The sequence below is a fragment of the Clostridium sp. cel8 genome (assembly GCF_014050525.1).
In the GTDB taxonomy this organism is placed as follows: domain Bacteria; phylum Bacillota; class Clostridia; order Clostridiales; family Clostridiaceae; genus Clostridium_B.
The window spans coordinates 1-25,758 of record NZ_JACGAG010000013.1; the positions used below are offsets into that span (position 1 = coordinate 1).

General features: G+C 30.5%; 37 protein-coding genes. 1 reads left to right on the top strand and 36 read right to left on the bottom strand.

The window, feature by feature from the left end; translation table 11 throughout:
* Window positions 1–151 precede the first annotated feature (151 nt).
* From trxA to ptsP, 4 genes are all read right to left on the bottom strand, one after another.
* On the bottom strand, window positions 152–469 hold the full coding sequence (gene trxA, locus H2684_RS10485) for a thioredoxin (RefSeq protein WP_182089356.1): 318 nt from the start codon (window positions 467–469) through the stop codon (window positions 152–154).
* A 91-nt stretch (window positions 470–560) separates the two neighbouring features.
* Complete coding sequence (locus H2684_RS10490) at window positions 561–1,820, bottom strand: tetratricopeptide repeat protein (protein ID WP_182089357.1); 1,260 nt, start codon at window positions 1,818–1,820, stop codon at window positions 561–563.
* A gap of 40 nt (window positions 1,821–1,860) precedes the next feature.
* Window positions 1,861–2,616, bottom strand: coding sequence for a DUF4652 domain-containing protein (locus H2684_RS10495; RefSeq protein WP_182089358.1), 756 nt, complete (start codon window positions 2,614–2,616; stop codon window positions 1,861–1,863).
* A gap of 125 nt (window positions 2,617–2,741) precedes the next feature.
* Window positions 2,742–4,355, bottom strand: coding sequence for a phosphoenolpyruvate--protein phosphotransferase (gene ptsP, locus H2684_RS10500; RefSeq protein WP_182089359.1), 1,614 nt, complete (start codon window positions 4,353–4,355; stop codon window positions 2,742–2,744).
* A 376-nt stretch (window positions 4,356–4,731) separates the two neighbouring features.
* On the opposite strand from ptsP, the gene H2684_RS10505 reads away from it, so the two are divergent.
* Entirely contained in the window at window positions 4,732–6,744 is a 2,013-nt protein-coding gene (locus H2684_RS10505; RefSeq protein ID WP_182089360.1) for a sigma 54-interacting transcriptional regulator, read from the top strand.
* 14 nt (window positions 6,745–6,758) lie between these two features.
* On the opposite strand, the gene H2684_RS10510 is transcribed toward H2684_RS10505, so the two are convergent.
* The 32 genes from H2684_RS10510 to rplN form a co-directional block, all read right to left on the bottom strand.
* Window positions 6,759–7,463 (bottom strand): tetratricopeptide repeat protein, encoded by a 705-nt coding sequence (locus H2684_RS10510; RefSeq protein ID WP_182089361.1) that lies wholly within the window; start codon window positions 7,461–7,463, stop codon window positions 6,759–6,761.
* A 77-nt stretch (window positions 7,464–7,540) separates the two neighbouring features.
* On the bottom strand, window positions 7,541–8,101 hold the full coding sequence (locus tag H2684_RS10515) for a Fe-S-containing hydro-lyase (RefSeq protein ID WP_182089362.1): 561 nt from the start codon (window positions 8,099–8,101) through the stop codon (window positions 7,541–7,543).
* A gap of 51 nt (window positions 8,102–8,152) precedes the next feature.
* Window positions 8,153–8,995 (bottom strand): fumarate hydratase, encoded by an 843-nt coding sequence (locus H2684_RS10520; protein ID WP_182089363.1) that lies wholly within the window; start codon window positions 8,993–8,995, stop codon window positions 8,153–8,155.
* 58 nt (window positions 8,996–9,053) lie between these two features.
* Window positions 9,054–10,064, bottom strand: a complete 1,011-nt coding sequence (locus H2684_RS10525) for a GntR family transcriptional regulator (protein ID WP_182089364.1) — start codon at window positions 10,062–10,064, stop codon at window positions 9,054–9,056.
* Between the two features lie 46 nt (window positions 10,065–10,110).
* Window positions 10,111–10,809 carry an N-acetylmuramoyl-L-alanine amidase CwlD gene (cwlD, locus tag H2684_RS10530; RefSeq protein ID WP_243159333.1) on the bottom strand — a complete coding sequence of 233 codons (699 nt, stop codon included), beginning with the start codon at window positions 10,807–10,809 and terminating at the stop codon, window positions 10,111–10,113.
* Between the two features lie 167 nt (window positions 10,810–10,976).
* Complete coding sequence (gene rpsI / locus H2684_RS10535; protein WP_182089366.1) at window positions 10,977–11,369, bottom strand: 30S ribosomal protein S9; 393 nt, start codon at window positions 11,367–11,369, stop codon at window positions 10,977–10,979.
* 24 nt (window positions 11,370–11,393) lie between these two features.
* Window positions 11,394–11,828: a 50S ribosomal protein L13 gene (gene rplM, locus H2684_RS10540; RefSeq protein ID WP_182089367.1), complete on the bottom strand. Its 435-nt coding sequence runs from the start codon at window positions 11,826–11,828 to the stop codon at window positions 11,394–11,396.
* A gap of 159 nt (window positions 11,829–11,987) precedes the next feature.
* Complete coding sequence (gene truA / locus H2684_RS10545; RefSeq protein ID WP_182089368.1) at window positions 11,988–12,722, bottom strand: tRNA pseudouridine(38-40) synthase TruA; 735 nt, start codon at window positions 12,720–12,722, stop codon at window positions 11,988–11,990.
* Window positions 12,722–13,531: an energy-coupling factor transporter transmembrane component T gene (locus tag H2684_RS10550; protein ID WP_182089369.1), complete on the bottom strand. Its 810-nt coding sequence runs from the start codon at window positions 13,529–13,531 to the stop codon at window positions 12,722–12,724. Before H2684_RS10550 ends, truA begins: the two co-directional genes overlap by 1 nt.
* Before the next feature lie 11 nt (window positions 13,532–13,542).
* Window positions 13,543–14,397, bottom strand: a complete 855-nt coding sequence (locus tag H2684_RS10555) for an energy-coupling factor transporter ATPase (protein ID WP_182089370.1) — start codon at window positions 14,395–14,397, stop codon at window positions 13,543–13,545.
* On the bottom strand, window positions 14,382–15,227 hold the full coding sequence (locus H2684_RS10560) for an energy-coupling factor transporter ATPase (RefSeq protein WP_182089371.1): 846 nt from the start codon (window positions 15,225–15,227) through the stop codon (window positions 14,382–14,384). Before H2684_RS10560 ends, H2684_RS10555 begins: the two co-directional genes overlap by 16 nt.
* Before the next feature lie 158 nt (window positions 15,228–15,385).
* The gene (gene rplQ / locus H2684_RS10565) at window positions 15,386–15,727 is read right to left on the bottom strand and encodes a 50S ribosomal protein L17 (protein WP_182089372.1); all 342 of its coding nucleotides are present in this window, start codon (window positions 15,725–15,727) and stop codon (window positions 15,386–15,388) included.
* Between the two features lie 62 nt (window positions 15,728–15,789).
* On the bottom strand, window positions 15,790–16,737 hold the full coding sequence (locus H2684_RS10570; RefSeq protein WP_182089373.1) for a DNA-directed RNA polymerase subunit alpha: 948 nt from the start codon (window positions 16,735–16,737) through the stop codon (window positions 15,790–15,792).
* A 63-nt stretch (window positions 16,738–16,800) separates the two neighbouring features.
* Entirely contained in the window at window positions 16,801–17,421 is a 621-nt protein-coding gene (gene rpsD, locus H2684_RS10575; protein WP_182089374.1) for a 30S ribosomal protein S4, read from the bottom strand.
* 21 nt (window positions 17,422–17,442) lie between these two features.
* On the bottom strand, window positions 17,443–17,841 hold the full coding sequence (gene rpsK, locus H2684_RS10580; protein WP_182089375.1) for a 30S ribosomal protein S11: 399 nt from the start codon (window positions 17,839–17,841) through the stop codon (window positions 17,443–17,445).
* A 12-nt stretch (window positions 17,842–17,853) separates the two neighbouring features.
* A complete protein-coding gene (gene rpsM / locus H2684_RS10585; protein ID WP_182089376.1) occupies window positions 17,854–18,228 on the bottom strand; it encodes a 30S ribosomal protein S13 in 375 nt (124 codons plus the stop codon).
* A gap of 144 nt (window positions 18,229–18,372) precedes the next feature.
* The gene (gene rpmJ / locus H2684_RS10590) at window positions 18,373–18,486 is read right to left on the bottom strand and encodes a 50S ribosomal protein L36 (RefSeq protein ID WP_002509257.1); all 114 of its coding nucleotides are present in this window, start codon (window positions 18,484–18,486) and stop codon (window positions 18,373–18,375) included.
* Between the two features lie 16 nt (window positions 18,487–18,502).
* Entirely contained in the window at window positions 18,503–18,721 is a 219-nt protein-coding gene (gene infA / locus H2684_RS10595) for a translation initiation factor IF-1 (RefSeq protein ID WP_119969985.1), read from the bottom strand.
* A gap of 7 nt (window positions 18,722–18,728) precedes the next feature.
* Window positions 18,729–19,004, bottom strand: coding sequence for a KOW domain-containing RNA-binding protein (locus H2684_RS10600; protein WP_182089428.1), 276 nt, complete (start codon window positions 19,002–19,004; stop codon window positions 18,729–18,731).
* A gap of 20 nt (window positions 19,005–19,024) precedes the next feature.
* Entirely contained in the window at window positions 19,025–19,777 is a 753-nt protein-coding gene (gene map, locus H2684_RS10605; protein ID WP_182089377.1) for a type I methionyl aminopeptidase, read from the bottom strand.
* Entirely contained in the window at window positions 19,774–20,424 is a 651-nt protein-coding gene (locus H2684_RS10610) for an adenylate kinase (RefSeq protein WP_182089378.1), read from the bottom strand. The genes map and H2684_RS10610 overlap by 4 nt, the downstream gene beginning before the upstream one ends.
* A gap of 22 nt (window positions 20,425–20,446) precedes the next feature.
* Window positions 20,447–21,727 (bottom strand): preprotein translocase subunit SecY, encoded by a 1,281-nt coding sequence (gene secY, locus H2684_RS10615; protein ID WP_182089379.1) that lies wholly within the window; start codon window positions 21,725–21,727, stop codon window positions 20,447–20,449.
* 1 nt (window position 21,728) lies between these two features.
* Window positions 21,729–22,169, bottom strand: coding sequence for a 50S ribosomal protein L15 (gene rplO, locus H2684_RS10620; RefSeq protein WP_182089380.1), 441 nt, complete (start codon window positions 22,167–22,169; stop codon window positions 21,729–21,731).
* A 17-nt stretch (window positions 22,170–22,186) separates the two neighbouring features.
* Entirely contained in the window at window positions 22,187–22,366 is a 180-nt protein-coding gene (gene rpmD, locus H2684_RS10625; protein ID WP_182089381.1) for a 50S ribosomal protein L30, read from the bottom strand.
* Between the two features lie 12 nt (window positions 22,367–22,378).
* Entirely contained in the window at window positions 22,379–22,876 is a 498-nt protein-coding gene (rpsE, locus tag H2684_RS10630; protein ID WP_182089382.1) for a 30S ribosomal protein S5, read from the bottom strand.
* A 16-nt stretch (window positions 22,877–22,892) separates the two neighbouring features.
* The gene (rplR, locus tag H2684_RS10635; protein ID WP_182089383.1) at window positions 22,893–23,252 is read right to left on the bottom strand and encodes a 50S ribosomal protein L18; all 360 of its coding nucleotides are present in this window, start codon (window positions 23,250–23,252) and stop codon (window positions 22,893–22,895) included.
* A gap of 19 nt (window positions 23,253–23,271) precedes the next feature.
* Entirely contained in the window at window positions 23,272–23,814 is a 543-nt protein-coding gene (gene rplF, locus H2684_RS10640; protein ID WP_182089384.1) for a 50S ribosomal protein L6, read from the bottom strand.
* Between the two features lie 31 nt (window positions 23,815–23,845).
* Window positions 23,846–24,244, bottom strand: coding sequence for a 30S ribosomal protein S8 (gene rpsH, locus H2684_RS10645; RefSeq protein ID WP_182089385.1), 399 nt, complete (start codon window positions 24,242–24,244; stop codon window positions 23,846–23,848).
* Window positions 24,245–24,279: 35 nt separating this feature from the next.
* Window positions 24,280–24,465 (bottom strand): type Z 30S ribosomal protein S14, encoded by a 186-nt coding sequence (locus tag H2684_RS10650; RefSeq protein WP_182089386.1) that lies wholly within the window; start codon window positions 24,463–24,465, stop codon window positions 24,280–24,282.
* A gap of 12 nt (window positions 24,466–24,477) precedes the next feature.
* A complete protein-coding gene (rplE, locus tag H2684_RS10655) occupies window positions 24,478–25,023 on the bottom strand; it encodes a 50S ribosomal protein L5 (RefSeq protein WP_182089387.1) in 546 nt (181 codons plus the stop codon).
* Window positions 25,024–25,044: 21 nt separating this feature from the next.
* Complete coding sequence (rplX, locus tag H2684_RS10660) at window positions 25,045–25,362, bottom strand: 50S ribosomal protein L24 (RefSeq protein ID WP_182089388.1); 318 nt, start codon at window positions 25,360–25,362, stop codon at window positions 25,045–25,047.
* An 18-nt stretch (window positions 25,363–25,380) separates the two neighbouring features.
* Window positions 25,381–25,749, bottom strand: coding sequence for a 50S ribosomal protein L14 (gene rplN, locus H2684_RS10665; protein ID WP_182089389.1), 369 nt, complete (start codon window positions 25,747–25,749; stop codon window positions 25,381–25,383).
* Between the last annotated feature and the right edge of the window lie 9 nt (window positions 25,750–25,758).

The window sequence follows — 25,758 nt, forward strand, 5'->3', positions numbered from 1 at the left end:
AAATTTTTAACTTTTATTTTTCAATCTATAATATTTCCTTTTTCTTGTATTTAATTTTTTAATTATGCTCATATCTAATATAAAATGACAAATCAACATTACAGTTAATTTGTCATTTTAATTTTTAAAGCAAACTCTTTCATATATAATATTATATATGCTTTTCTACAACTTGCTTTACAGCATCTTTAGGTCTAAATCCTACAAATTTATCAACTACATTTCCATTTTTAAATACCATAACAGTAGGTATACTAGAAATTTTAAATTCAGAAGCTGTATTAGGATTTTCATCTACATTTAATTTGAAAAACTTAGCTTTGCCACCTAATTCTTCTGAAACTTCATCCATTATAGGCGAAAGCATTTTACATGGTCCGCACCATGATGCCCAAAAATCTACAACTACAGGTTCTCCTGATTCATTAACTGACTTTGAAAAATTTTCATCTTTTATTTCTTTTATCATTTCTTCTACCTCCTAATACCCCCATAGGGTATATATTTTAATTATATTTTATATCTTATTATTCACTTAGTCAATATTTTTAATCATATATTTAATTTTGAATCAAAGAATTTATTATTGAATTGTTGTAAATAGACGAAGAATTTTTATCTATAAGTTTCTGTGCATATACTTTAGCCTTTGATATATCTAGATTCTTATAAATAAGCGCAAGTCGGTAGAGCACTGTTTCCTCATAATCTCCATTTGGATAATTTTTATCATATTTATCATAATATTTTATAGCACCTTCAAAATTCCCACTCATATCCAAATCATATCCAAGCATATATATTATGTGAGGATATATATAAGATGATTGTCCATACTTAAGAGCTTTTTCAAGATAACTTTTTGCATTAGCATACTCTTTATTACTTAAGTAATTACATCCCTTTTCATAAAAATAATTTACCCCTTCAGATTTCATAAGATTTTTTGCCTCAGCTAAAAGTTCTTTATCATTTATAGTTAATTGATCTATATTGTTAATTTTTTCAAGTTCATTGTACAAATTATCATAGTCTTTATTAGCCATATAATTTTTAATTACATCATATGAAAATTTTGTGCTATTTACCTTATCTGTTTCTTTATTATCAACGTTTTTTATATCTGATGACTCTATCTTATCATTCCCTTTGTTTTTATCTAATTCAGTACTTGAATCAACCTTTTTCGCTTGTGGCGCAGCTTTATGTATATTCCTATTGAATATAAGTTCATAAGTTCCTACACATAAAATAATTACTAAAATAATTATTATAAACATTGGTATTGTCTTCTTTAAATTTTGATTTCTGTGTACTGGCCTTATATTTTTGAGAATTTTTTTTGTTTTTTTAGCTCGACTATTTTTTATATCAATTTTAAAAATTTTATCCAAAGCAACAATTGCTTTATCATACTCACCTTTTTTTATATAGCACTCCGCAAGGCAGTTGTTCACATTTATACTATTAAAATCACTTTTGCTACACTTTTCGAGTAATAGTACAGCCTCATTTATTTTAAGATTATTCATTAATGAAACTGCTTTTGTATAAAGCTTCATATTGTTTATATCTTTCCTAGAACTCTCAAGATATCTCTTTGATACTTCATTTTTATTTACTTTGAAGTTCATACTCCACAGTTTCTGTGCTGAAGTTATATTTCCCTTTAAATATTCAAGAAGTCCTTTAAGATTAATTGCAGCACTGTTTTTTATATTCATAGATATACTTTTTTCACAGAGTTCAATAGATTTATCTATATATCCATTATTGTATTTATTCAAAGCTTTAATATATACTTTTTGAGACTTATCCATACATATTCTCCCTTAGTAATTTAAAGACGTAAATAATCCTCTATATTTCAAATATTACCTTTCCATCAGAATTCTTTACCTTCATATCACTATTTAGAGTTGGATCAAAGGGGTCAATACTCCAATTTTCTATATGAGATTCATTATACACATCATCATCATATATATTGACTTTCAACTCTAGTTTACTTCCATTTTTACTAGCAGACATTATTTGCTTTTTATCACTTTGAGTATCTAAAACCAAATAAGTATCTCCTGTATTTACATTTAGCATATACAAGTTTCCACCTTTTGCAACTGTTCCTGTAGCATAGGAAATAACAACAAGTAAGTTCTCATTATCAGCCCATTCAATTGATTTAGGTGTCTTTTTTGCATTGTCTTTTATACTAAAGGAATATACGGAATCATTTCCTTTTACGATTATCTTTCCTTGTCCTTCTTCTAAAGCTTCGCTTCCCTTACCTTCTATACATGCACTATAGCTACCATCTTCCGAATCCTTCCATGGTGTATTAAATTCTACACTAGCATCATCTGCAAGCTTAGTTTTTGTAAATTGAATTTCACTTAGAGCTTTAGCTTTTTTATTCACATTATCATCTTTTTCTTTATCACTGTTATTACTAGCGCTTTCCGATCCTTCAACTGATTTTTGGAAACTGGTAACTTTATTACTTTCATTTGTTTGAGATGTACTACCGCTTTTTTTACCACATCCGCTAAGACTGAGTATTAACACAACCATTAATGAACACATAAATACATTCTTAATATTTTTAAAATTTTTCATAATATCCCTCCTATCAAGGCAATTATACTGTATTTATAGATTAACAGTAAATTAATTTTTTTTCAATGGAACAATATAAAAAATCCCCAAATAATGATTATTTGGGGATTTAAGTTAAGTTCATATTAGTTTTCCATTATGAGTTGTTTTGCCTTCAATATTGATGATGCACTCATTGAGAACTCATCAAGTCCATATTTTGTAAGTGTAGGAATTGCCCTTTCATCTCCAGCCATTTCACCGCACATACCACACCATTTTCCTGCTTTATGAGCAGACTCTATAGTCATTTGTATAAGCTTTAGAACTGCTGGGTGCATTGGATTATATAAATATGATACCTTTTCATTCATTCTATCTGCTGCCAAAGTATATTGAATCAAATCATTAGTTCCTATACTGAAGAAATCAACATGCTTTGCAAGTTCTTCAGAATTTACTGCAGCAGCTGGTATTTCAACCATTATTCCTATTTCTATATCATCGCTATATTTCTTTCCTTCTTTTTTCAGTTCTTCTTTGCATTCATTAATAACTTCTTTTGCTTGAACAATTTCCTCAAGTGAAGATATCATAGGGAACATTATTTTAAGGTTTCCATAAATTGATGCCCTAAGAAGTGCTCTTAACTGTACTTTAAATATATCATGTCTATCAAGGCATAATCTTATAGCTCTATATCCCAAAAAAGGATTCATCTCTTCAGGAAGTGGAAGGTATGAAAGCTTCTTATCTCCACCTATGTCTAGTGTCCTTATAACAACTGGTTTATCTCCCATTTTTTCAAGAACATATTTATAAGCTTCAAACTGTTCTTCTTCTGCTGGCATTTCATCTCTATCCATATATAAGAATTCAGTTCTGAAAAGTCCTATAGCATCTGCACCATTTTTTATAACCTGATCAACATCTTGTGGCTTACCTATATTTCCTGCAACTAAAATACGTTTACCATCTTTGGTCTTTGTTTCTACATTTATTAACTTTTTAAGTTCAGCCTTTTCCTTCTCATAAGCTTCTCTTTTTGCTTCATATTCCTTTATAGTTTTCTCATCAGGATTTATTATAGCAACACCTTCAATTCCATCTACAATTATAGTATCACCATTTTTTACTGATAAAGTTATATCTTTCATTCCGACAACTGCTGGTATCTCTAAAGTTCTTGACATAATAGCACTATGAGAAGTTCTTCCTCCTATATCAGTCAAAAATGCTATAACTTTATTCTTATCAAGTTGAGCTGTATCAGATGGTGTTAAATCATGAGCAACTATTACTGTGTTCTCTTCTAATTCAGACATTCCGGATATATTACCTGTAAGATTAGCAAGTATTCTCTTCCCTACGTCCTTTACATCTGCTCCTCTTTCTCTTAAATATTCATCTTCCATAGCTGCAAATGTTGCCATATACATTTCTACTACATCAGAAAGTGCCTTTTCTGCATTTACACTATCATTCTCAATCTTACCTTCTATTGAACCTGCAAATTCAGGATCATCTAAAAGCATAATGTGACTATCAAATACTGCAGCCTTATCAGCTCCTACTTCTTTTTCTGCTTTTGCTTTTATTTCTTCAAGTTGTTTTTTTGAAGCTTCTAGTGCAGTTTTGAATCTCGAAATTTCCTCTTTTACATCATCTACTTTTCTACTCTCTATCTTTATTTCTTTATCCTCTTTAAGAAAAACTTTACCTATAGAGTACCCTTTTGAAGCTGCAATACCTTTTTTCATTTATGTTCCTCCTTAATTATTTCACTATTAATTTTTATTTACTATCAAAATACCTATATTTTTATTATAGCAAATTTCATACCAATATATAATAGTTTTAATTTTTCCGCATATTATATGTATTATTCACTCCAAAACAACTCTTTTTCATAACAAATCAATAGTTATAAGGCCTTACTAATTCTAAAATATAACGTTACCAATTATAACCATGATAAAAAATATCAAGTATTTATATTAATATGGAATCATATATATATAAGGCATACTCTAAATGCTAGACTTACAAGTAACTTTAGTATTATAATATATCTGTTGATACTTTTTATCAAGTTTATTCTGTACATTGATATTTTTTATCAGAAAGGAGTATTATATGTACAAAAATGTAATAACTGTACCAATTCCAAATGGAATTCACACTAGAATTGCTGCTATAATTGTTCATAAGGCAGTACAAATTAAAAATAAACTTGGAATAAATCTATACATAAAAACACTTTCATCTAAGGCACCTCTAGCTATAAGTATGCTTGCTTTAGTATCTCTTAAAATAAAGCAAAATGAAACAATTGAAGTATGTTGCAATGAAGATACAGAAAATGGCAAAAAAGCTGTGCATGATATGTGCAATTTCATAATTAATGACTTAGCAGATAACAATCCTACTACATCAAAAATAGATGATATAATAGAACAGAACACTATAGCATATGAACAAATAGTAAAAAATATTCCAGTTGGAATTGTAGTAATAGATGAAAATGCTCGTATCACTACAATGAATGACTACGGTCTAAAAATAGTTAACAAAAGTATAAGTGAAGTTACTGGACGATTTGTAAAAAATGTAATTCCAACTTCAGATCTCCCTAATATATTAAAATCAAAAAAGAAAAAAGTTGGAGAAACCCAGTATATAAATGATAAGCTTGTAATTGCAAATAGATCTCCTATATTTTCAAATGGAATGGTTATAGGTGCTTTAGGTGTATTTCAAGATATATCAGAGCTCGTAGGTATAAAAGAATTAAATGAAAGATTTAAAAAAATACTAGAAGCTTCTCATGAATTAATATGCTTTGTAGATGATAGGAGAATTGTAAGTTATATAAATCCTGCTTATGAAAAACACTACAATGTAAAAAATTCAGATATAGTCGGAAAAGACTTAATAGATATCTCTCCAAATGATTTAATAATAAAGGTATACAATTCTAAAAAATCTATCAGTAATCAAGTTTATCACAAAGACAATAAAACAATAATATCTACAGTTACTCCAATATTTGCAGATAAAAAATTCAAAGGAGTAATGTCAATATCAAGGGCTGCGGATGAACTAAAAGATCTTATTCAAAAGTTAAAGAATTCAGAAGAAAAGCTAAATTACTACAAAGAAGAATTGAATAGGCATAACGGAATAAATGGATCATTTGATTCTATAATCGGCAATAGCGGCTCTTTAAAAGAATGCCTAATAGTAGCTGACAAAGCGTCAAAATCAACTTCTACTGTGCTTATTAGAGGAGAAAGTGGAACAGGTAAAGAACTTATAGCAAAAGCAATACATAACAATAGCAATAGGAAAAATGAACCTTTTATTAGAATAAATTGTGCTGCTATCCCAGAGAATTTATTTGAAAGTGAATTGTTTGGTTATGAAAAAGGTGCTTTTACTGGAGCTGTAAAAAGCAAGCCAGGTAAATTTGAATTAGCTGATGGAGGAACTATCTTTTTAGATGAAATAGGTGACATGCCTCTATCAATGCAAGTTAAAATATTAAGAGTGCTTCAAGAAAGAGAATTTGAAAGTGTAGGTGGACTTGTTACCCACAAAGTTGATGTAAGAATAATAGCTGCCACAAATAAAAATCTGGAAGAAATGTTAAAACAAAATAAATTCAGAGAAGATCTTTACTATAGGTTAAATGTTATAAGTATATTATTACCTCCTCTCAGAGATAGAAAAGAAGATATAAATCTTTTAGTTGAACACTTTATAAAAAAAATAAGTAAGAAACTTAATAAAAAGGTTTATAAAATAGATAAAAAGTCATTAAATTACCTTCGTGAATATCACTGGCCTGGAAATATAAGAGAATTAGAAAATATAATAGAAAGAGCAATAAACATGTGTGATGGTGATACAATACACTCAAATGATTTACCATTTTTTATAAAAGGAGAAAATCATGATACGGAAGAATTAATAAACTTAAAAGATGGAGAAATTGCAACTATGAAAGAATATGAAAGAGAAATTATAGAAAAAGCTGTAAAAAAATATGGAAGCTATAATAAAGCAGGTAAAGCACTAGGATTAACTCATCGAACTGTTTCACTAAAATGTAAAAAATACGGTATACATATAAATAAAACTCATTGATATTTAATTAAAATTTATTTAAACAAATCTTGAAAGGATTTTGAATTCCTAACAGGATCAAAGTCCTTTTCATTTTTAGCTATACTCTTTATTTCAGGAGCCATGTTAAGTGCAATTTTTAAATATTTTACTGTATTTTCCACATCCCCTCTTCTTCCATAAATACTTGCTTTACCATAATAACTCCATACATAATCCTCTATCTGTAAGTCCTTATCATACCATATAAGAGCTTTATCATATTGTCCATATAGTTCATACGCAAGAGCCTTATTAAACCTTGCATATCCATATTCTGGATTTAATTCAAGTGATTTATCTATATTATTCATTCCCTCTTCAAAATTATTACTATAACATAATGCTATTCCCTTTATGTTATATGCCTTATAAAAATCTTTATCCTGTTTTATAATACTGTCCGCTTCTTTTATAGATTCTGCATACTGCTTATTTCTAAACAAACTTTCAGCTTTTTTATATTGACTTTCTAATTTCTCTGCCTCTTTATCTTTAGTTTCCCCATCTTCACTTTTAGATTCTTTTATAATCTTTTGTCCTGTTGCAGTTTGAGATGTATTATTTGTACTTTTATCTTTCATACTATTATTATTTATAATATTTTTAGCAGCAATTACAATTACAATTACACTCAATGCACAAAATATTATTGCTTTTACTTTTAATGAAATTTTATTTGTTCCATGTCTTAGATTCATATGTATATATCTCCTACCAATTATATATTCTATCTATTTATATTGGTTATTTTATCAATTAAAATACTACTAAAATATTAAGATTTTAAACTATTTAGATAGTTTCTAGGTCCTAATTCATACAAATTGTTACCTTCACAATCAATTACTACAATTACAGGTAATCTATCTACTGTGAGTTTTCTAATAGCTTCTGAACCAAGATCTTCATAAGCTATTATTTCTGAACTCTTTATTGATTTTGCAATAAGAGCAGCCGCTCCCCCTATGGCTCCAAAATATACAGCCTTATTTTTCTTCATTGATTCTACAACTTCTTTAGATCTAAATCCTTTACCAATCATTCCTTTCAATCCTATATCAAGCAGTGTAGGGGTAAAACTATCCATTCTATAACTAGTTGTAGGCCCAGCAGATCCTATAGGTCTACCTGGCTTAGGAGGTGTAGGTCCTACATAATATATTATCTGATTTTCTATATCAAAAGGAAGTTTTTTTCCTTTATTTAATAATTCTATAAGTCTTTTATGTGCAGCATCTCTAGCAGTATATATTGTTCCAGAAATAAATACACTATCACCTACATGTAAATTTTTAACTTTTTCAGTTGTAAGAGGAGTTTCTATTATTTTATCCATATATTACACTGCAATATTCGCAGCTTTCATCCCTTTCTTTTTTTATTTTTATTAAAGCTCAATTTCCTTGTGTCTTGTAACATGACAATTTATATTTACAGCTACAGGTAATCCTGCTATATGAGTAGGATAAGTTTCTATATTTACAGCCAAGGCAGTAGTCTTCCCGCCCAATCCTTGAGGTCCTATCCCAAGAGAATTTATTTTTTCTAGAAGTTCTTCTTCCATATTTCTATAAAATTCATCTTCATTTCTTTTATTAAGAGGTCTTATAAGAGATTTCTTAGCAAGACTAGCTGCTTTGTCGAAATTGCCACCAATACCTACTCCAACTACAATTGGAGGGCATGGATTTGGTCCTGCTTCTTTTACTACTTTTATTACAAAATTCTTTACTCCATCTACGCCATCAGATGGTTTTAACATTTTTATCTGACTCATATTCTCAGAACCAATTCCTTTTGGAGCCACAACGATATTCAGTTTATCTCCTGGTACTATCTCATAATTTATAATAGCAGGAGTATTATCTCCAGTATTCTTTCTTCTAAGTGGATCGGAAACTACAGATTTTCTCAAATATCCATCTATATATCCTTGTCTTACTCCTTCATTTACTGCATCTTCTATACTTCCCCCAACAATATGTACTTCTTGTCCAATTTTTATAAATACACATGCCATACCTGTATCTTGACACATAGGAAAATTATTATTCTTAGCTATATCTATATTTTCTAAAATCCTATCTAGTACATTTTGTGCCGAAGGCCAATTTTCTTTTTCCCTTGCAAATTTTATTCTATCCACAACATCTTTTGAAAGATAGTAATTAGATTCAATGCACAATTTTTTAACGGCCTGAACTATCTCGTTAACATTTACTTCCCTCATAAATTAACACTCCTCCTTTATATCATAGTATTTCTTATTACTATTGTTTTTAAAAATATTATTTTTTGTACTTCAACTCAATTATCTTAGATTTTAGTGCCTTTACAGAACTATCGTCCAAATTATATACAAATTCTAATATGCGTTTATCTGAAGATACAACTTCCTTTACATCATCATATCTTCCAGGTGATACTATTATAACATCAGAATTATTCGTTATTTTTTTGAGCTCATTTTTGTTCTTAGTATTTGAATATTGAATATTTATACCACCTAATCCTGCCTTTTCTAGTGCACTTCTAGCTTTAAACATAAATTGATTTGAAATACATATAAATGCAAACCTAGTATTTTGAGGATATCTTGCAATTTTAACTATTGTTTCTAAATCCACATTTATAGCTAATCCTATTACTTCTTTACCAAATCCACTTGTAATGCTTATAACTTCATTTACATGATTGAAAGTTGCTATTATTACCTGACAATTCTCTATAATATCTTTAACTTTTTGACTTCCATCTTTCAAATCATTTATAGTAAGTGGTATTACATTCATATCTGTGCTTTCCATAAGTTGTTCACTAAACATCTTAGCTTGCTCAATATTACATTCAACGTATACAGCGTTAATTCTTTTCATCATATTAGTTTTTTCTTTTACTCTTCTAGTTACAATCTCCAAAAATTCATCAGACTTTATACCAGTTTCTACTGCTTCTTCGAAAGCAAGATCTATAAACTTTGTTATTTTCTCCTTTACATTTTGTATCTTCCATGAATTAGTATCTTCAGCAACAAATGTACCTCTTCCTTGGTAAGATCTCAATACACCTTCTTGTTCCAATTCATTATATGCCGAACTTATAGTATTTCTGCTTACTTTTAAACTTTCAGATAACTCTCTCTCAGTTGGCATTTTATTACCTACTTTTAAAGTATCTTCTTTTATTAGATACATTATTTGCTTTTTTAATTGTATATAAAGTGGAACACTACTTAGCTTATCTAATTTAATGTCTATTTTAACCACCTCAAAATTAATCAAATTAATCAAATTACTCATACTGCAAATTAATAGTATCACAATTAATTATATATATGCAACAAACCTACTTATTTAAATTCTCATAATATTCATTAATAGATTTAGATAGTGATACTGCTATCTTTTCTTGATAACTATCTGATATTAACTTTTGTTTTTCTTCATAATTTGATAAAAACCCACACTCAACTATTATTGATGGCATTGTATCATTTTCTCTAAGTATTTTATATAAATTCGAAGCAGCTTTCTCACGCCTATTATTATTTCTATCTAAATCTTGAATTAAATTATTTTGCACTATTCTTGCCAGTTTCTTACTTTCATCATTCTTTGAATACCAAACCTGTGCACCATAATATTTTGATTGTGGAAACATATTTAAATGTATGCTTACAAACATATCACAGTGAGTATCTTTCTTTAATTTAACTCTATTATTTAAATCTTCAATTTTTTTCTTTCTTATTTTTCCTTCTGATCCATATAACCCTTTGTCGGTATTTCTTGTCATAAATACTTTATATCCCTGTTTTTTTAATCTATCCCTTAATTTCATACTTATTTTTAAGTTTATATCTTTTTCTATAATACCATCTTTTGTTTCAGCACCACCATCCATTCCTCCATGTCCCGGATCTATAAGTATAGTAATTTCATCCTTAGAACTTTTATTAACAAAACTAGAATCTGCATATACTGTATATTGAAAAAGTTGAGTAAGTAAAATAGATACTATCACTGTACATATTAATTTCTTCATAATTTTATTCCCCATAATATATATCAATTCCTTTCATAAATTCTATTGCTTATTTTTATCATAAGTAAATAAAAATATACGAAAAAAATAGAAAGGCTTTATAAAAAACCTTTCTATTATACAATTCAATTTTAAGTATAAAATTATAATAATAATATGTGAATAAACTATCTCTTTGAAAATTGTGGAGCTCTTCTTGCTTTTTTAAGACCATATTTCTTTCTTTCTTTCATTCTTGGATCTCTTGTTAAGAATCCAGCCTTTTTTAACTCAGGTCTTAAATTTTGATCTGCTTTTAAAAGTGCTCTTGATATTCCGTGTCTTATAGCTCCAGCCTGACCAGTGAATCCTCCACCATAAACATTTACTAGTACATCAAACTTATCCTTTGTTGAAGTTAATTCCAAAGGCTGCCTTACTATAACCCTCAATGTTTCCAATCCAAAATAATCTTCGATATCTCTTTTATTTATTATTACTTTACCTTCTCCAGGTACAAGTCTAACTCTTGCTACTGATTTTTTTCTTCTTCCTGTTCCTAAATACTGAACTTTAGCCATTTTTATCCTCCTTTCAGCTTCCAACTAATATCTTAATTCTAATACTTCTGGTTTCTGAGCTTCATGTTTATGCTCTGAACCTTTATATACCTTTAATTTTTTGAACATTTTTCTTCCCAATACTCCCTTTGGAAGCATTCTTCTAACAGCTTCTTCAAATACAAACTCTGGCTTCTTCTGCAAAGCATCTCTATATGGAGTTTCTTTTAATCCACCTGCATAAAGTGAATGATGTCTTAAAAACTTCTGATCCAATTTTTTACCAGTTAAGACTACCTTTTCTGAATTTATTACAATAACATAATCTCCAGTATCTACATTTGGTGTAAATATAGGCTTATTTTTTCCTCTCAATATTGAAGCAACCTGACTTGCTACTCTTCCTAATGGCTTTCCAGCTGCATCAACAATATACCATTTTCTTTCAATATCCTGTGGTTTTGCAATGTACGATTTCATCCCGGTTTTCCTCCTTGAACTTTTTACTATACTCGCATTTATCTATATAAAGATCCGGGGCTAGTGGATCCTTTATGCCTAAATACAAACATTTATATTATAATACAATCATCCTGGTGTGTCAATATATTATAAATGCTCAAAACTAACACTCTACTACTAATAAAATACCTTTTCAAGACACAATCCCATAGGTGGTACTGGCTTACCTGCTTTAGACCTATCTTTTGATTCAAGTATGTTAGGTATATCTTCAGGTTTAAGCTTTCCAACACCAACTTCTAGAACAGTTCCCACCATTATCCTTACCATATTATATAAAAATCCATCGCCTACAACATCAAACTTAAATATCTTATCATTTTTATGTACTATAAAATTCTTTATAGTTCTAACTGAAGTTTTTACAGAACTCCCATTTGATTTAAAAGCAGAAAAATCATGTGTACCTAAAAAAAATTTACATGCCTTCTGCATATCTTCTAAATTCAATTTTCTATAAAAATAGTACATATAATTTCTACCAATAGCTGGTCTATTATCACCTGTTACAATAGTATAAGTGTACATTTTTCCCTTACTTGAATATCTTGCATGAAAACTCATATCAACTTCTTGGGATTTAAGCACTACTATATCTTCAGGAAGTATTCTATTTAAAGCCATTTTAAATTTATCAGGTGGTATTTTACTATCAGTCATAAAATTGCATACAAATCCTCTTGCATGAACACCTGCATCAGTTCTACTTGATCCTATAACTTCACAAAATTTTCCCGTTAAAGACTTTATAGCATTTTCAAGTTTTTCCTGTATAGTCATTGCATTTTTCTGTCTTTGCCAACCTGAATAATTAGTTCCATCATATTCAATAACTAGTTTTATATTTTTCATTAATTCCACCATATTCTACTAAATATTGATATAATAACTAAGCACATAGTAGCTAGAGATGCAGTAAAATCTTTGTTGGTAATCTTTAATTGTTTCATTCTTGTTCTTCCATCTCCGCCCCTATAACATCTTGCTTCCATAGCCATAGCTAATTCATCTGCACGTCTAAATGAACTTATAAAAAGTGGCACTAAAATTGGTATAATACTTTTTGCCCTATGTACTAAATTACCAGACTCGAAATCTGCTCCTCTAGCCATTTGAGCTTTCATTATCTTATCAGTTTCATCCATAAGTGTAGGTATAAATCTAAGAGCTATAGTCATCATCATAGCTAATTCATGAGCTGGTACTCCTATTTTTTTCATAGGATTTAATAATTTTTCAATTCCATCCGTAAGTTCAATAGGTGATGTGGTAAGTGTCAAAAGTGATGTACCTATTATTAGAAATACAAGTCTTAAAACCATAAATGCAGCTACAATTAATCCTTCTCTATATATAGAAATAAACTTCCATTTAAACAAAGGCGGATTTACTCCTGTAGTCATAAATATATTTAAAACTGCAGTTATAAGTGCCAAAATTAGAATTGGTTTTAGTCCTTTATAGATATAAGCAAATTTCACTTTTGATATTGCTATAGCTATAAATGTAAAAAGTACTATAAATATATATCCTCTAAAATTGTTTACTATAAATAAATCTATAATATAAACTATAGAGATTAATATTTTAACTCGCGGATCTAATTTATGGACAAAAGAATTTCCAGGTACATACTGTCCTATAGTAATATCTTTAATCATAACTAACTTTCCTATCCTTTATTTAATATTCTAAGTATTTCACTTTTTGCTTGTTCTACTGTAAATACATTAGTAGAAATATCAAATCCTTTATCTTTTAGCTTCCTAGCAAGGTATGTAACTTGAGGAACAGCTAATCCCACACTTTCCAACGTATCTACTTGAGAGAATACCTTTCTAGGTGGTCCATCCAATATGCATTTACCTTTATGCATAACAAGTATTCTATCTGCAAGTTTTGCAACATCTTCCATACTATGAGATACAAGAATTATAGTCATATTATATTCTTTATGTAAATCTTTTATTTTACCAAGTATTTCATCTCTTCCCTCAGGATCCAAACCTGCAGTAGGTTCATCTAATATTAATATCTTAGGTTCCATTGCAACTACGCCTGCTATAGCTACTCTTCTCTTTTGACCTCCACTTACTTCAAATGGAGATTTATCTTTATATTTATCATACTCTAAGCCAACCATATTCATAGCTCTTTTTACTCTTTTATTTATCTCATCATCACTTAGACCCAGATTTCTAGGTCCAAAAGAAATGTCCTTTTCAATTGTTTCCTCAAATAATTGATATTCTGGATACTGAAATACTAAACCTACCTTTTTTCTGATAAAATTAAGATTTGTATTTTTATCCGTTATATCAACTCCATCAATTAATATTTTACCAAAACTTGGCTTTAGAAGTCCATTTATATGTTGAATAAGTGTTGATTTTCCTGATCCAGTATGACCTATAAGTGCTATAAACTCTCCCTCTTCTATTTTAAGATTAACATCATCTATAGCTTTTTTTTCGAAAGGAGATCCTGGCATATATATATGGGTCAAATTTTTTATTTCAATCGACATAATTCCTTCACCATCTCATCTATAGTCAATATATTAGATTGTATATTAATTCCACTCTTCTTTAGTTCGTAAGCCAATTCAGTAATTTGAGGAACATCAAGTCCTAAATTTTTCATCTTCTGAACATGACTAAATATATCTCTAGGAGTTCCCTGCATGGAAACTTTTCCCTTATCTATAACAATTATTTTATCAGCTTGTGCTGCTTCATCCATATAGTGTGTAATTAAAATTACAGTTATCTTATACTTATGATTTATTTCTTTTATAGTATTCATTACTTCTTTTCTTCCAGATGGATCTAGCATTGCAGTTGATTCATCAAATATTATACACTCAGGCCTCATTGCAAGGACTCCTGCTATTGCTACTCTCTGTTTTTGACCACCTGAAAGTAAATGAGGTGCATGTTTTCTGTATTCATACATATTTACACTTTTCAAACAATCATTAACTCTGGCTCTTATATCTTTAGGATCAATGCCTAAATTTTCTGGGCCAAAAGCCACATCTTCTTCTACAATAGTTGCAACAATCTGATTATCTGGATTTTGAAAAACCATTCCGGCTCTATTTCTTATATTCCATGTATTTTTCTTATCTGAAGTATCTAAATCTCCTACATACATTTTCCCTTCAGTAGGAATTAACAATGCATTCATGTGTTTGGCCAATGTAGATTTTCCGGAACCATTTCTCCCTAAAATAGCTATAAAATCACCTTTATCAATTTTAAATGTAACATCATCTACAACTAATTTTGAATTTTTTTTATCACTATCATCATAACTAAAACTTAAATTTTTACAATCAATCATTTTTTCTTTCATATAAACACCTCACTCCCTTTACAAAGAAGCTGAATACTTTTAATAACTATACTATTATTAAATATACCACGTTTAAAATATAAATTAAAGAATATCACATATAAAAATTTATAAATATATTAAAATGGGGATTAAGCTAACTTAATCCCCTGAGCTTTTTATACCAATTCCAATATAACTAACTCAGCTCCGTCTCCTCTTCTTGGACCCATTTTATACATTCTTGTATATCCGCCATTTCTCTCATTATATTTAGGAGCTATATTATCAAATAATTTTTTTACAACATCTTCTTCAGTAACAAAGGAAAGTACCTGCCTTCTGGCATGGAGATCTCCTCTTTTAGCTAATGTAATCATCTTCTCTGCTAAATTTCTAGTTTCCTGAGCTCTAGTAGATGTAGTTTGAATTTTTTCATGTTTTAAGAAACTAGTAACAAGATTCCTAAGCATTGCTTTTCTTTGATCGGTTGGACGACCTAATTTACGATATGAAGCCATCTATATCCCTCCTTGTCTGTAAATAAATTATTATGAACTTCTATACTAAACATACTAATTTATTATTCTTCATTTTGCTTTAAGGATAATCCTAAAGCATCCAATTTTTGTTCAACTTCTTCCAAAGACTTTTTACCTAAGTTTCTAACTTTCATCATATCATCCATAGTTCTTTCAGTTAATTCCTGAACAGTATTTATACCAGCTCTCTTTAAGCAATTGTAACTCCTTACAGAAAGATCAAGTTCTTCAATAGTCATCTCTAGAACTTTTTCTTTTTTATCTTCCTCTTTTTCGACCATTATTTCTACATTATTTGCATGGTCTGTAAGAGTCATAAATAATTTAAAGTGCTCTATCAATATCTTAGCTGACAAACTTATAGCCTCATCCGGCATTATAGTTCCATTAGTCCATACTTCAAGAGACAACTTATCATAATCTGTAATTTGGCCAACTCTAGTGTTTTCAACATTAAAATTAACTCTTTTTACAGGAGTGTATATAGAATCTACTGGTATTGTACCTATAGGCATATCTTCAGTTTTATTTCTGGCTTGAGGTACATATCCTCTTCCAGCAGTAACCATAATCTCCATATATAATTTTGCATTATCGTCTAAAGTAGCTATGTGCAAATCAGGATTTACTATTTCAACTTCTCCATCAGTTTTTATATCCCCAGCTTTTACTTCTCCTGGTCCTTCAGCATCTATATATATAGTCTTAGGATCATCACCATCCATCTTCAATGCTAATGATTTTATGTTTAAAATTAATTCAGCAACATCTTCTTTTACTCCAGGAACTGTTGAAAACTCATGAAGTACTCCTTCAATTTTTACATGTTTAGCAGCTACTCCTGGAAGAGAAGAAAGAAGTATTCTCCTAAGTGCATTTCCAAGAGTAATACCATAGCCTCTTTCTAATGGTTCAACTACGAATTTTCCGTATTTACCATCTTCACTTAATTCTACACACTCTATTTTTGGCTTTTCTATTTCTAACATGAATATAACCCTCCTTCTATTTATATTATAATTTATTTTGAGGGCAACTGATTTCTATATTGACTACTTACTATATAACTCTACAATTAATGTTTCGTTAACTGGAATGTCTATATCTTCTCTTGAAGGTTCCCTAACAACTTTTCCTTCAAAATTTTCTACATTTCCCTCTAACCAAGCTGGTAAAGTCTTAGGATTTTCTGCAAAAGCCTTAAATTTTTCTGATGATCTACTTTTTTCACAAATAGATATAACATCATCAACTGATACTTCATAAGAAGGAATATCAACTTTTTTACCATTTACCAAAAAATGTCCATGAGTAACTAATTGTCTAGCTTCTGATCTTGATTGACCATAGCCTAACTTAAATACTACATTATCAAGTCTCATTTCAAGAAGTTTAAGTAGGTTTTCACCTGTTATACCTCTTTTTCTATCAGCTTTCTCATAATATTTTCTAAATTGACCCTCTAATACACCATATATTCTTTTAGCTTTCTGTTTTTCTCTCAATTGTAAGCCATAGTTTGATATCTTTTTTCTTCCCTGTCCATGCTGTCCTGGTGCATACGCTCTTCTTGAAACTGCACATTTATCTGTATAGCATCTATCTCCTTTAAGAAATAGCTTTAAACCTTCTCGTCTGCAAAGTCTGCACACTGATTGAGTATATCTTGCCATTAAAAATTACACCTCCTATTACTAAACTCTTCTTCTCTTTGGTGGTCTACAACCATTATGTGGTATTGGGGTTACATCTTTTATGAGAGTTACCTCCAAACCTGCAGCTTGAAGTGATCTTATAGCTGCTTCTCTTCCCGCACCTGGTCCTTTTACATATACTTCTATGCTCTTTAATCCATGCTCCATAGCAGCTTTAGCTGAAGCTTCAGCTGCCATTTGTGCAGCAAATGGAGTACTTTTTCTTGATCCTCTAAATCCTAAGCCACCTGCACTAGCCCAGGACAATGTATTTCCAACAGCGTCAGTTATAGTAACAATAGAATTGTTGAAAGTTGACTTAATATGTGCACAGCCATGTTCTACATTTTTTCTTTCTTTTTTTCTTCTTGACTTTTTAACCTTTGATCCTGCTGCCATCTATTTACCTCCTTATACTAACTTTTTCTTCTTAGCTCCTACCATTTTTTTAGGACCTTTTCTAGTTCTTGCATTTGTCTTTGTCTTTTGTCCTCTAACAGGAAGACCTCTTCTATGTCTTATTCCTCTATATGAACCTATTTCTATTAATCTCTTTATATTTAAAGCAGTTTCTCTTCTTAAGTCACCTTCAACTTTAAGATTTTTTATGCTATCTCTAAGAAGATTTACTTCTTCTTCTGTCAAGTCCTTTACTCGTGTATCTGGATTTACTCCAGTTTCTTTAAGAATTTTTCGAGAAGTAGACAAGCCTATTCCAAATATGTATGTTAGACCTATTTCTACTCTTTTTTCTTTTGGTAGATCGACACCTGATATTCTTGCCATTAATTACACCTCCTAGTTATCTGCTTGTTAAGGATATTTCAATTTATTTTATATAAAGCTTCAAGGTAAGCAAAATTTATAATTTTGCTGCAGCCGCACCTTAAAACATCATTAACTCAAACACTCTTTATTCACAATTTTTATTCAGCCTTGTTTCTGCTTGTGCTTAGGGTTTTCACAAATTACCATTACTTTCCCTTTTCTTTTTATTACTTTGCACTTTTCACAGATAGGCTTAACTGATGGTCTTACTTTCATAGCTAACCCTCCTTAATTACTTTGCTCTCCAGGTTATTCTCCCACGAGTCAAATCATATGGAGAAAGTTCAACTGTAACTTTATCGCCTGGTAGTATTCTTATAAAGTTCATTCTCAATTTACCTGATATATGTGCTAATATTTTATGTCCGCTTTCCAATTTTACTTCAAACATTGCATTAGGTAAAGCTTCCAAAACAGTACCTTGCATTTCTATAACATCATCTTTTGACATAAGGTAATCAAACCTCCTTATTCTTGTCGTAAGACTGCAAAAAACTCTTTATCATGGAATTAGTAACTTCTTGATGTGTGCTTAGCATTTTTTCTATATCTTTGAATTTACAATCCATAAAATCTAAGTGCTTAAATTTCTTTTTCTTTGGTCTTTCTATAGTCCTAAGCTCACCATCACTTATATATACATGATTTTCATCTGATATTCCTATTACTATAAAGAACTTTCCCTTATCTCTTCCAGCCTTAGATAAAACTACTCTTCCTATACAATCATCAATGGTCAAATAAATCACCTCTACTATTCAATTAAGGTTGTTATCTCTGGACCATTTTCTAATATAGCAATTGTATTCTCATAATGAGCTGACAAGCTTCTATCTACAGTGACAGCTGTCCAGTTATTCTGTTGGACTTCGATATTATATCTGCCGATATTAACCATAGGCTCAATAGCTAAACACATTCCCTTTAATAGTTTAGGTCCTCTTCCTGGTTTACCAAAGTTAGGCACTACAGGATCTTCATGCATAGAACGACCTATGCCATGACCTACATAATCTCTTACAACAGAATAATTGAAACTTTCTACATATGACTGAATAGCATGAGATATATCAGTAAGTCTATTTCCAATTACAGCATGTTCTACGCCCTTAAAAAAGCTTTCCCTAGTTACATTAATCAAATTATGTGCTTCATGAGAAACTTCTCCAACTTCAAAAGTTCTTGCTGCATCACCATTATACCCCTTAAATATAGCACCACAATCCACACTTACTATATCTCCTTCATGAAGTACTATGCTCTTTGATGGTATGCCATGAACTACTTCCGAGTTTACAGAAGTGCATATTGATGAAGGAAATCCATAATAACCTTTGAAAGAAGGTATTGCATCTTTTGATCTTATATATTCATCTGCAATTTTATCCAATTCATAAGTATTTATTCCAGGCTTTATTACCTGATGAATTTTCTCTAATGTTTCTGCAACTATTTTGCCTGCACTTCTCATAAATTCAATTTCTCTATCTGTCTTTATAATTATCATTCACATACTGCTCCTAAGGACTTCTTAACCCTTTCAAAGACTTCTCCTATTTCTCCAGTTCCATCAACTATTGAGAGTTTATTTTTATCTTTATAATATCCTATCAATGGTTGAGTTTGCTTTTCATATACATCCAATCTATCTTTAACGGTAGATTCAGTGTCATCTTTTCTTTGAACTACATCTCCACCACAAACATCACACTTACCATCTACTTTAGTAGGATTAAATTTAATATGGTAACTTGCACCACAAGATGTACATACTCTCCTACCAGTCATTCTATCAAGAATTAATTCTTTTGGAACATCTATAAGTAAAGCTATATCTATTCCCTTTATATCATCTAAGAAATCATCAAGCGCTTTTGCTTGATTTACTGTTCTTGGGAATCCATCTAAAAGAAATCCATTTTTACAATCTTCCATATTCAATCTATCTTTTACTATACTTATAGTAACATCATCTGGTACCAATTTCCCAGCATCTAAATAACTTTTAGCCTTTATTCCAAGTTGAGTTTTCTCAGAGATATTTTTTCTAAAAATATCTCCTGTGGATATATGCGGTATAGAATATTTATCACTTATAAGTTTAGCTTGAGTTCCTTTTCCTGCTCCCGGAGGACCTAATAAAACTATTTTCAATTGTATCATCTCCAAATTATCTTTACTTTAAAAATCCATGGTAATGGCGCATTAACAATTGAGATTCTATCTGTCTAATAGTTTCAATTGCAACATTGACTATTATAAGCAATCCAGTTCCACCAAAATATATTCCCTTAAAATTAGTATAGGTTTCGGCAATTATAGGTGCTATTGCTATTATCCCTGCAAAAGCTCCTCCTAAAATTGATACCTTTGTTAAAACTCTTTCTATATACAAAGCTGTTGGCTCACCTGGTCTTATGCCTGGAATAAATCCAGAAGATTTATTCATATTTTCTGCCATTTCATCAGGTTTTAAAGTTACTTCAGTATAGAACCATGTAAAAAAGATTGTTAGTACAAAATACATTAATGCATATTCCCAACTACTTTCCCTAAAAGGACTATATTTACTCATAGATACAAATTTATAAAATGCTGAATTAGGGAAAAACTGTCCTATAGTCGTTGGAAATTGCATAACAGATATAGCAAATATTATTCCAATGACTGCCGATCCATTTACATTAATAGGAATGTTAGTGGATTGGCCTTTATACATTCTTCCACCAGCAGTTTTACCAGCATACTGAATAGGAATCCTTCTTTCTGATAAAGTTGTAATTACAACTGCTACAAATAGTAGCACAACAACTACTACAAATCCTATTACTTCAATAAAATTAACTATCTGAGTTTGCTGTAACTTTAGAATTCCCATTATCGTAGATGGAAATCTCGAAATAATATTTATAAATATTATTAAAGAAACTCCATTACCAATACCATGTTCTGTAATTTTATCTCCAAGCCACATTAAAAAAGTTGAAGCAGTTGTAACAGTAAGTATTATCATAAATATACTCAATTTGCTAGATGAATCTGCAAGTGCACCTGCTCTAGCTATTATTGCATATATACTAAACCCCTGTATTACACCTAAAGGTACAGATGCATATCTTGTATACTCCTGTATTTTTTTTCTTCCTTCTTCCCCTTCTTTAGATAACTGCTCTAAACGTGGTATAGCTACTGTAAGCAATTGCATTATGATGGAAGAATTAATAAAGGGAATAACACCCATTGCAAATATACTAAATCTACTAAATGCACCACCAGATATTAAATCATAAAAACCAATCAATGATCCACCTGTGGTCAAATTAGCCAACTTTGCAGTATCAACTCCAGGAACAGGTATAAAATTACCCATTCTAAAAATTACTATCATAGCAAAAGTAAACAACAATCTTTTTTTTAAATCTGGAACTTTCCAGGCATTATGTAAGGTTGATAACACCTTATATCACCTCAACTTTTCCTCCAGCAGCTTCTATTTTTTCTGCCGCAGCTTTTGTAAACTTGGCTGCCTTTACTGTAAGTTTCTTATTTAATTCTCCATTTCCAAGTACTTTTAGCCCATCTTTTGATTTCTTTATTATTCCTTTTTCTAAAAGTAACTGTGGAGTAACCTCTGTTCCATCTTCAAATATATTTAATCTTTCCACATTAATATGTGAATATTCTTTGGCAAATATATTAGTAAATCCTCTTTTAGGAATTCTTCTAAATAAAGGCATTTGACCTCCTTCGAATCCTAATCTTACTCCACCTCCGGATCTTGCATTCTGTCCTTTTTCACCTTTACCAGCATTTCTACCTAATCCTGATCCTGTACCTCTACCAACTCTTTTACGGGATTTTTTTGATCCTAATGGGGCTTTCAAATCATGAAGTTTCATTTTTGCACCTCCTCCTATTACGCTTCTTCTACTTTTAAAAGATAACTAACTTTTTTTATCATACCTCTTATCTGAGGAGTATCTTCTTTCTCTACTACACTTCTTATCTTTTTTAGTCCAAGTGCTTGAACTGTAGCTATATGACTCTTTTTTCTTCCTATTAAACTTTTTTCCAAAGTTATTTTAAGTTTAGCCAAAGGTATTACCTCCTAACCTAAAATCTCTTCAACAGTTTTACCTCTAAGATTAGCAATTTGTTCTGCTGTTCTTAGTCTGGATAAACCGTTAATAGTAGCATTTACCATATTTATCGGATTGTTTGTTCCAAGTGATTTTGCTCTAACATCTTTCAAGCCAGCAAGTTCAAGTACTGCTCTAGCTGGACCACCTGCTATAACTCCTGTTCCTTCTGATGCAGTTTTTATAAGAACTCTTCCAGTTCCAAACTTTCCTATAATATCATGAGGTACTGTAGTACCTACAATTGCAACATCAATTAAATTTTTCTTTGCATCTTCTATTCCTTTTCTAATTGCTTCAGGTATTTCTATAGATTTACCGCTTCCAACACCAACGTGACCAGCTTCATCTCCAACCACAACTAGTGCACTAAATCTAAAATTTCTACCACCTTTAACAACCTTAGCAACTCTATTTATAAATACAACTTTTTCTTTAAGATTCAAAGTGCTAGGATCAATTCTCATTAATTTTCCTCCTTCTTTAGAATTTCAAACCAGCTTCTCTTGCACCTTCTGCTAGATTTTGTATTCTTCCATGATATATATATCCGCCTCTATCAAATACAACTTCATTTATTCCATTTTTAATAGCTTTATCTGCAATGTTTTTTCCAACAACCTTAGCTGCTTCTTTATTGCTTCCTACTCCTTGAAAGTCTTTATCTAAAGTAGAGGCTGAAACTAATGTTATTCCCTTTACATCATCTATTACTTGAGCATATATATTCTTTTCACTTCTATAAACTGCAAGTCTAGGTCTTTCAGAAGTCCCAAAAATTTTTTTACGAACTCTTAAATGACGTTTTGCTCTTAATTTCTTCTTGTCATCTTTTTTAATCATAGAAATTCACTCCTTTCTATTATTTCTTACCAGTTTTACCTTCTTTACGTCTTATATGTTCATTTTCATATTTAATTCCTTTTCCTTTGTATGGCTCAGGTTTCCTCCAGTTTCTTATGTCTGCTGCAACATATCCAACAAGTTCTTTATCCATTCCCTTTACTACAACCTGAGTACTACTTGGAGTTTCAAATGTTACTCCCTCTATAGGTTCTATTTCAACTGGATGTGAATATCCTATATGCATAACTAATTTCTTGCCTTTAAGTTGTGCTCTATATCCAACTCCAACAAGTTCTAGAGTTTTTGAATATCCTTCTGTTACTCCGATTACCATATTATTTATAAGTGCTCTAGTCAATCCATGTAAAGCTCTTACTTGTTTTTCATCACTACTTCTTTTAACTATTATTGAATTATCTTCAACTGTTATACTAATTTCTTTTCTCATAGCTTTAACTAGCTGACCTTTTGGTCCTTTTACAGTAACAACATTATCAGGTGTTACTGTAACTGTCACGCCAGCTGGAATAGCTATTGGAAGTCTTCCTATTCTTGACATTATTACACCTCCTGTGGTATTCGTAGGCCCTCTACCATATGTAACAAAGTACTTCTCCACCTACTCCTAATTTTCTTGCTTCTCTATCTGTAACAATTCCGTTTGAAGTCGATATTATAGCAATTCCTAAACCATTTAAAACTTTAGGAATTTCTTCTTTTCTACAATATACTCTTAAACCCGGTTTTGAAATTCTCTTAAGTCCAGTTATAACTCTCTTTTTATCTTCAGTATATTTCATAGAAAATCTTATCATATTAACAGAACCGTCTGTATATTCTTCTAAATCCTTAATGTATCCTTCTTGAAGCATTATATTCAATATTGCCTTCTTAATATTTGAAGAAGGTACCTCTACTATCTTATGTCTAACAATATTCGCATTTCTTATACGTGTAAGTAAATCTGCTATAGGATCAGTCATTACCATTTATTGTGTGCCTCCTTTCATTTACGACTATCTAATTACCAACTTGCTTTTCTGCATCCAGGTATCTCACCTTTATATGCAAGTTCTCTAAAACAAATACGACATATGCCATATTTCTTTAAAACAGAATGAGGTCTTCCACATATTCTGCATCTTGTATAAGCTCTAGTTGGATATTTAGGTTGTTTTTTATATTTTTCTATCAAAGCTTTACGTGCCATGCTTTTCCCTCCTTATCTTTGAGTAAATGGCATACCAAGAAATCTAAGTAATTCCCTTGCTTCTTCATCAGTATTAGCTGTTGTAACAAATATTATATCCATACCTCTTATTTTATCTATCTTATCATATTCTATTTCAGGGAATATAAGTTGTTCCTTAATTCCTAATGAATAATTTCCTCTTCCATCAAATGATTTATCAGAAACTCCTGAAAAATCTCTAACTCTTGGAAGTGCAACATTTATTAGTTTATCTGCAAATTCGTACATATACTGCTTTCTCAAAGTAACTTTACAACCTATCGGCATATTTTCTCTTATTTTAAAATTTGCAACTGATTTCTTTGCTCTAGTTAATACAGGTTTTTGTCCTGTAATTATAGTTAAGTCATTTACTGCTGATTCCAAAGCTTTTGGATTATCCTTAGCTTCGCCAACACCCATATTTATAACTATTTTCTCTAATCTAGGTGCCTGCATTACATTCTTGTATTTAAATTTTTCCATTAAAGCAGGAACTACTTCTTTAGTATATTTTTCTTGTAATCTTGAACTCATGTTTTGCCCTCCTTTCAAAGATTAAAATATTTCTCCGCACTTTTTACATACTCTTACTTTTGTTCCATCATCTAATATCTTATGACTTATTCTTGTGACGTTTTTGCATTTGTTACAATATAGCATTACTTTCGAACTATATATTGGAGCTTCTTTATGAATTATTCCACCTTCTACATTAGCTCTATTTGGCTTTTGGTGTTTTGTAACAACATTTACGTCTTTAACAATGATTTTACCAGACTTAGGGTTTACTGATAATACTTCTCCGATCTTCCCCTTATCTTTACCTGATATAACCATAACTGTATCTTTTTTTATTACATGTACTTTTGCCATTCTAGACACCTCCTTATCTTATAGAACTTCAGGTGCTAATGATAATATTTTTGTAAAATCTTTATCCCTTAGCTCTCTCGCAACTGGTCCGAAAATACGTGTTCCTCTTGGTTGTTTATCATCTTTTATTATTACTGCAGCATTTTCATCAAATTTTATGTATGAACCATCTGCTCTTCTTAAGCCCTTTACCGATCTTACGATAACGGCTTTTACTACTTCTCCTTTTTTAACAACACCGCCAGGTGTTGCACTTTTAACACTAGCAACTATTATATCACCGATGTTTCCCCACTTTCTTTTGGAACCACCTAGTACTCTTATACACATAATCTCTTTAGCCCCAGAATTATCTGCAACTTTCAACAATGACTGTTGTTGAATCATTGAAATACC

What these genes read in the sequence shown, in the direction of transcription:
- H2684_RS10495 (WP_182089358.1), bottom strand. Translation starts at nt 2,616, where the DNA reads ATGAAAAATTTTAAAAATATTAAGAATGTATTTATGTGTTCATTAATG.
- rplO (WP_182089380.1), bottom strand. Translation starts at nt 22,169, where the DNA reads ATGAAACTTCATGATTTGAAAGCCCCATTAGGATCAAAAAAATCCCGT.
- rpsE (WP_182089382.1), bottom strand. Translation starts at nt 22,876, where the DNA reads ATGAGAATTGATCCTAGCACTTTGAATCTTAAAGAAAAAGTTGTATTT.
- rpsH (WP_182089385.1), bottom strand. Translation starts at nt 24,244, where the DNA reads ATGGTAATGACTGATCCTATAGCAGATTTACTTACACGTATAAGAAAT.
- H2684_RS10490 (WP_182089357.1), bottom strand. Translation starts at nt 1,820, where the DNA reads ATGGATAAGTCTCAAAAAGTATATATTAAAGCTTTGAATAAATACAAT.
- H2684_RS10550 (WP_182089369.1), bottom strand. Translation starts at nt 13,531, where the DNA reads ATGATTAAAGATATTACTATAGGACAGTATGTACCTGGAAATTCTTTT.
- rpsK (WP_182089375.1), bottom strand. Translation starts at nt 17,841, where the DNA reads ATGGCAGCAGGATCAAAGGTTAAAAAGTCAAGAAGAAAAAAAGAAAGA.
- infA (WP_119969985.1), bottom strand. Translation starts at nt 18,721, where the DNA reads ATGTCAAAAGATGATGTTATAGAAATGCAAGGTACTGTTTTGGAAGCT.
- trxA (WP_182089356.1), bottom strand. Translation starts at nt 469, where the DNA reads ATGATAAAAGAAATAAAAGATGAAAATTTTTCAAAGTCAGTTAATGAA.
- rplF (WP_182089384.1), bottom strand. Translation starts at nt 23,814, where the DNA reads ATGTCAAGAATAGGAAGACTTCCAATAGCTATTCCAGCTGGCGTGACA.
- H2684_RS10510 (WP_182089361.1), bottom strand. Translation starts at nt 7,463, where the DNA reads ATGAATCTAAGACATGGAACAAATAAAATTTCATTAAAAGTAAAAGCA.
- H2684_RS10520 (WP_182089363.1), bottom strand. Translation starts at nt 8,995, where the DNA reads ATGAGGGAAGTAAATGTTAACGAGATAGTTCAGGCCGTTAAAAAATTG.
- rplN (WP_182089389.1), bottom strand. Translation starts at nt 25,749, where the DNA reads ATGATTCAACAACAGTCATTGTTGAAAGTTGCAGATAATTCTGGGGCT.
- rpsI (WP_182089366.1), bottom strand. Translation starts at nt 11,369, where the DNA reads ATGGCTAAAGTTCAGTATTTAGGAACAGGAAGAAGAAAAAAATCAGTA.
- H2684_RS10515 (WP_182089362.1), bottom strand. Translation starts at nt 8,101, where the DNA reads ATGGATAAAATAATAGAAACTCCTCTTACAACTGAAAAAGTTAAAAAT.
- H2684_RS10505 (WP_182089360.1), top strand. Translation starts at nt 4,732, where the DNA reads ATGTACAAAAATGTAATAACTGTACCAATTCCAAATGGAATTCACACT.
- truA (WP_182089368.1), bottom strand. Translation starts at nt 12,722, where the DNA reads ATGAAAAATATAAAACTAGTTATTGAATATGATGGAACTAATTATTCA.
- rpmJ (WP_002509257.1), bottom strand. Translation starts at nt 18,486, where the DNA reads ATGAAAGTAAGACCATCAGTTAAGCCTATCTGTGAAAAGTGCAAAGTA.
- H2684_RS10650 (WP_182089386.1), bottom strand. Translation starts at nt 24,465, where the DNA reads ATGGCACGTAAAGCTTTGATAGAAAAATATAAAAAACAACCTAAATAT.
- H2684_RS10525 (WP_182089364.1), bottom strand. Translation starts at nt 10,064, where the DNA reads ATGAGTAATTTGATTAATTTGATTAATTTTGAGGTGGTTAAAATAGAC.
- ptsP (WP_182089359.1), bottom strand. Translation starts at nt 4,355, where the DNA reads ATGAAAAAAGGTATTGCAGCTTCAAAAGGGTACTCTATAGGTAAAGTT.
- rpsD (WP_182089374.1), bottom strand. Translation starts at nt 17,421, where the DNA reads ATGGCAAGATATACTCAATCAGTGTGCAGACTTTGCAGACGAGAAGGT.
- rplQ (WP_182089372.1), bottom strand. Translation starts at nt 15,727, where the DNA reads ATGGCTTCATATCGTAAATTAGGTCGTCCAACCGATCAAAGAAAAGCA.
- rplX (WP_182089388.1), bottom strand. Translation starts at nt 25,362, where the DNA reads ATGGCAAAAGTACATGTAATAAAAAAAGATACAGTTATGGTTATATCA.
- H2684_RS10555 (WP_182089370.1), bottom strand. Translation starts at nt 14,397, where the DNA reads ATGTCGATTGAAATAAAAAATTTGACCCATATATATATGCCAGGATCT.
- cwlD (WP_243159333.1), bottom strand. Translation starts at nt 10,809, where the DNA reads ATGAAGAAATTAATATGTACAGTGATAGTATCTATTTTACTTACTCAA.
- rplM (WP_182089367.1), bottom strand. Translation starts at nt 11,828, where the DNA reads ATGAAATCGTACATTGCAAAACCACAGGATATTGAAAGAAAATGGTAT.
- rpsM (WP_182089376.1), bottom strand. Translation starts at nt 18,228, where the DNA reads ATGGCAAGAATATCAGGTGTCGATCTACCAAAAGAAAAAAGAGTAGAA.
- rplR (WP_182089383.1), bottom strand. Translation starts at nt 23,252, where the DNA reads ATGATTAAAAAAGATGACAAGAAGAAATTAAGAGCAAAACGTCATTTA.
- map (WP_182089377.1), bottom strand. Translation starts at nt 19,777, where the DNA reads ATGATAATTATAAAGACAGATAGAGAAATTGAATTTATGAGAAGTGCA.
- H2684_RS10560 (WP_182089371.1), bottom strand. Translation starts at nt 15,227, where the DNA reads ATGAAAGAAAAAATGATTGATTGTAAAAATTTAAGTTTTAGTTATGAT.
- H2684_RS10570 (WP_182089373.1), bottom strand. Translation starts at nt 16,737, where the DNA reads ATGTTAGAAATAGAAAAGCCAAAAATAGAGTGTGTAGAATTAAGTGAA.
- rplE (WP_182089387.1), bottom strand. Translation starts at nt 25,023, where the DNA reads ATGAGTTCAAGATTACAAGAAAAATATACTAAAGAAGTAGTTCCTGCT.